2 tRNA genes and 3 rRNA genes are annotated in these 5,265 nt (G+C 52.8%); all 5 read right to left on the bottom strand.

The features are described from left to right. Positions 1-89: ribosomal RNA gene (rrf, locus tag CAG29_RS27945) — 5S ribosomal RNA — on the bottom strand; the annotation flags it as partial. A gap of 143 nt (positions 90-232) precedes the next feature. Continuing rightward, positions 233-3,123 (bottom strand): 23S ribosomal RNA (locus tag CAG29_RS27940). Between the two features lie 246 nt (positions 3,124-3,369). Then, positions 3,370-3,445 (bottom strand) — tRNA-Ala (locus tag CAG29_RS27935). 25 nt (positions 3,446-3,470) lie between these two features. After that, a tRNA-Ile gene (locus CAG29_RS27930) sits at positions 3,471-3,547 on the bottom strand. Positions 3,548-3,612: 65 nt separating this feature from the next. Further along, positions 3,613-5,149: ribosomal RNA gene (locus CAG29_RS27925) — 16S ribosomal RNA — on the bottom strand. Between the last annotated feature and the right edge of the window lie 116 nt (positions 5,150-5,265).

Raw genomic sequence — 5,265 nt, 5'->3', positions numbered from 1 at the left:
GGAAACCCCACACTACCATCGGCGATGCATCGTTTCACTTCTGAGTTCGGGATGGGATCAGGTGGTTCCAACGCTCTATGGTCGTCAAGAAATTCTGTGTGCCGCACCGTCTTTCGACGCTTCGGCGAATCGGGTATGTGACAGCTTTGTGCGTTTCGCGAACTTTCGGTTCTGGCGTCTCCACACACCGCAATCTGGCCCCTTCCGGGTTCGCAAATTGCTTGGGTGTTATATGGTCAAGCCTCACGGGCAATTAGTATCGGTTAGCTCAACGCCTCACAGCGCTTACACACCCGACCTATCAACGTCGTAGTCTTCGACGGCCCTTCAGGGAGCTCAAGGCTCCAGTGAGATCTCATCTTGAGGCAAGTTTCCCGCTTAGATGCTTTCAGCGGTTATCTTTTCCGAACATAGCTACCCGGCAATGCCACTGGCGTGACAACCGGAACACCAGAGGTTCGTCCACTCCGGTCCTCTCGTACTAGGAGCAGCCCCTCTCAAATCTCAAACGTCCACGGCAGATAGGGACCGAACTGTCTCACGACGTTCTAAACCCAGCTCGCGTACCACTTTAAATGGCGAACAGCCATACCCTTGGGACCGGCTTCAGCCCCAGGATGTGATGAGCCGACATCGAGGTGCCAAACACCGCCGTCGATATGAACTCTTGGGCGGTATCAGCCTGTTATCCCCGGAGTACCTTTTATCCGTTGAGCGATGGCCCTTCCATACAGAACCACCGGATCACTAAGACCTACTTTCGTACCTGCTCGACGTGTCTGTCTCGCAGTCAAGCGCGCTTTTGCCTTTATACTCTGCGACCGATTTCCGACCGGTCTGAGCGCACCTTCGTACTCCTCCGTTACTCTTTAGGAGGAGACCGCCCCAGTCAAACTACCCACCATACACTGTCCTCGATCCGGATGACGGACCTGAGTTAGAACCTCAAAGTTGCCAGGGTGGTATTTCAAGGATGGCTCCACGCGAACTGGCGTCCACGCTTCAAAGCCTCCCACCTATCCTACACAAGCAAATTCAAAGTCCAGTGCAAAGCTATAGTAAAGGTTCACGGGGTCTTTCCGTCTAGCCGCGGATACACTGCATCTTCACAGCGATTTCAATTTCACTGAGTCTCGGGTGGAGACAGCGCCGCCATCGTTACGCCATTCGTGCAGGTCGGAACTTACCCGACAAGGAATTTCGCTACCTTAGGACCGTTATAGTTACGGCCGCCGTTTACCGGGGCTTCGATCAAGAGCTTCGCGTTAGCTAACCCCATCAATTAACCTTCCGGCACCGGGCAGGCGTCACACCCTATACGTCCACTTTCGTGTTTGCAGAGTGCTGTGTTTTTAATAAACAGTCGCAGCGGCCTGGTATCTTCGACCGGCGTGGGCTTACGCAGCAAGTGCTTCACCCTCACCGGCGCACCTTCTCCCGAAGTTACGGTGCCATTTTGCCTAGTTCCTTCACCCGAGTTCTCTCAAGCGCCTTGGTATTCTCTACCCAACCACCTGTGTCGGTTTGGGGTACGGTTCCCGGTTATCTGAAGCTTAGAAGCTTTTCTTGGAAGCATGGCATCAACCACTTCGTCGCCTAAAGGCAACTCGTCATCAGCTCTCGGCCTTGGGATCCCGGATTTACCTAAGATCCCAGCCTACCACCTTAAACTTGGACAACCAACGCCAAGCTGGCCTAGCCTTCTCCGTCCCTCCATCGCAATAACCGGAAGTACAGGAATATTAACCTGTTTTCCATCGACTACGCTTTTCAGCCTCGCCTTAGGGACCGACTAACCCTGCGTCGATTAACGTTGCGCAGGAAACCTTGGTCTTTCGGCGTGGGTGTTTTTCACACCCATTGTCGTTACTCATGTCAGCATTCGCACTTCTGATACCTCCAGCAAGCTTCTCAACTCACCTTCACAGGCTTACAGAACGCTCCTCTACCGCATCACTTGCGTGATACCCGTAGCTTCGGTGTATGGTTTGAGCCCCGTTACATCTTCCGCGCAGGCCGACTCGACTAGTGAGCTATTACGCTTTCTTTAAAGGGTGGCTGCTTCTAAGCCAACCTCCTAGCTGTCTAAGCCTTCCCACATCGTTTCCCACTTAACCATAACTTTGGGACCTTAGCTGACGGTCTGGGTTGTTTCCCTTTTCACGACGGACGTTAGCACCCGCCGTGTGTCTCCCATGCTCGGCACTTGTAGGTATTCGGAGTTTGCATCGGTTTGGTAAGTCGGGATGACCCCCTAGCCGAAACAGTGCTCTACCCCCTACAGTGATACATGAGGCGCTACCTAAATAGCTTTCGAGGAGAACCAGCTATCTCCGAGCTTGATTAGCCTTTCACTCCGATCCACAGGTCATCCGCTAACTTTTCAACGGTAGTCGGTTCGGTCCTCCAGTCAGTGTTACCTAACCTTCAACCTGCCCATGGATAGATCGCCCGGTTTCGGGTCTATACCCAGCGACTAAACGCCCTATTAAGACTCGCTTTCGCTACGCCTCCCCTATTCGGTTAAGCTCGCCACTGAATATAAGTCGCTGACCCATTATACAAAAGGTACGCAGTCACAGAACGAAGTCTGCTCCCACTGCTTGTACGCATACGGTTTCAGGATCTATTTCACTCCCCTCTCCGGGGTTCTTTTCGCCTTTCCCTCACGGTACTGGTTCACTATCGGTCAGTCAGTAGTATTTAGCCTTGGAGGATGGTCCCCCCATGTTCAGACAAAGTTTCTCGTGCTCCGTCCTACTCGATTTCATGGCAAAGAGATTTTCGCGTACAGGGCTATCACCCACTATGGCCGCACTTTCCAGAGCGTTCCGCTAATCTCAAAGCCACTTAAGGGCTAGTCCCCGTTCGCTCGCCACTACTAAGGGAATCTCGGTTGATTTCTTTTCCTCAGGGTACTTAGATGTTTCAGTTCCCCTGGTTCGCCTCTTGCACCTATGTATTCAGTGCAAGATAACCAGCTTGTGCTGGCTGGGTTCCCCCATTCAGAGATCTCCGGATCAAAGTCTGTTTGCCGACTCCCCGAAGCTTATCGCAGGCTACCGCGTCTTTCATCGCCTCTGACTGCCAAGGCATCCACCGTATGCGCTTCTTCACTTGACCATATAACCCCAAGCAATCTGGTTATACTGTGAAGACGACATTCGCCGAAAATTCGCATTGCTCCAAGAGCAACTCACAAATTTTACCTTAGCCTGAATCCGCACCAGTGAAAGTGCTTCATCAGTCTTTCTATCACATACCCAAATTTTTAAAGAACGATCTGACAAAGGTCAGAAATCAACATTCACCATCTCTCGACGGAATGCTCATTTCTAAGCTTCAAGACAGTGGATCACCAACCGGTAATGGTGGAGCCAAGCGGGATCGAACCGCTGACCTCCTGCGTGCAAGGCAGGCGCTCTCCCAGCTGAGCTATGGCCCCGTATCGCTACAGGGTGCACCGTAATTGGTGGGTCTGGGCAGATTCGAACTGCCGACCTCACCCTTATCAGGGGTGCGCTCTAACCAACTGAGCTACAGACCCAATCGTCTTCTTCAATGAATCAAGCAATTCGTGTGGGAACTCATGGAGCCGCTGACGTCGTCGATTAAGGAGGTGATCCAGCCGCAGGTTCCCCTACGGCTACCTTGTTACGACTTCACCCCAGTCATGAATCACACCGTGGTAACCGTCCCCCCGAAGGTTAGACTAGCTACTTCTGGTGCAACCCACTCCCATGGTGTGACGGGCGGTGTGTACAAGGCCCGGGAACGTATTCACCGCGACATTCTGATTCGCGATTACTAGCGATTCCGACTTCACGCAGTCGAGTTGCAGACTGCGATCCGGACTACGATCGGTTTTGTGGGATTAGCTCCACCTCGCGGCTTGGCAACCCTCTGTACCGACCATTGTAGCACGTGTGTAGCCCAGGCCGTAAGGGCCATGATGACTTGACGTCATCCCCACCTTCCTCCGGTTTGTCACCGGCAGTCTCCTTAGAGTGCCCACCATGACGTGCTGGTAACTAAGGACAAGGGTTGCGCTCGTTACGGGACTTAACCCAACATCTCACGACACGAGCTGACGACAGCCATGCAGCACCTGTGTCAGAGTTCCCGAAGGCACCAATCCATCTCTGGAAAGTTCTCTGCATGTCAAGGCCTGGTAAGGTTCTTCGCGTTGCTTCGAATTAAACCACATGCTCCACCGCTTGTGCGGGCCCCCGTCAATTCATTTGAGTTTTAACCTTGCGGCCGTACTCCCCAGGCGGTCAACTTAATGCGTTAGCTGCGCCACTAAGAGCTCAAGGCTCCCAACGGCTAGTTGACATCGTTTACGGCGTGGACTACCAGGGTATCTAATCCTGTTTGCTCCCCACGCTTTCGCACCTCAGTGTCAGTATCAGTCCAGGTGGTCGCCTTCGCCACTGGTGTTCCTTCCTATATCTACGCATTTCACCGCTACACAGGAAATTCCACCACCCTCTACCATACTCTAGCTCGCCAGTTTTGGATGCAGTTCCCAGGTTGAGCCCGGGGATTTCACATCCAACTTAACGAACCACCTACGCGCGCTTTACGCCCAGTAATTCCGATTAACGCTTGCACCCTCTGTATTACCGCGGCTGCTGGCACAGAGTTAGCCGGTGCTTATTCTGTCGGTAACGTCAAAATTGCACGGTATTAGCGTACAACCCTTCCTCCCAACTTAAAGTGCTTTACAATCCGAAGACCTTCTTCACACACGCGGCATGGCTGGATCAGGCTTTCGCCCATTGTCCAATATTCCCCACTGCTGCCTCCCGTAGGAGTCTGGACCGTGTCTCAGTTCCAGTGTGACTGATCATCCTCTCAGACCAGTTACGGATCGTCGCCTTGGTGAGCCTTTACCTCACCAACTAGCTAATCCGACCTAGGCTCATCTGATAGCGCAAGGCCCGAAGGTCCCCTGCTTTCTCCCGTAGGACGTATGCGGTATTAGCGTCCCTTTCGAGACGTTGTCCCCCACTACCAGGCAGATTCCTAGGCATTACTCACCCGTCCGCCGCTGAATCAGGGAGCAAGCTCCCCTCATCCGCTCGACTTGCATGTGTTAGGCCTGCCGCCAGCGTTCAATCTGAGCCATGATCAAACTCTTCAGTTCAAACATCGTTGGGTTTTGTGAAAACCCTAAACTTGGCTCAGCAATCGTTGGTTACATCTTTGATTTCTCGCGGAGTAACTTGTGATGCTGATAATCTTTCTGACTGTCAGTCTGAC

The organism is Pseudomonas sp. B7(2017) (assembly GCF_002112745.1).
Taxonomy (GTDB): domain Bacteria; phylum Pseudomonadota; class Gammaproteobacteria; order Pseudomonadales; family Pseudomonadaceae; genus Aquipseudomonas; species Aquipseudomonas ekonensis.
This window is presented reverse-complemented; position numbering and strand designations above follow the sequence as displayed.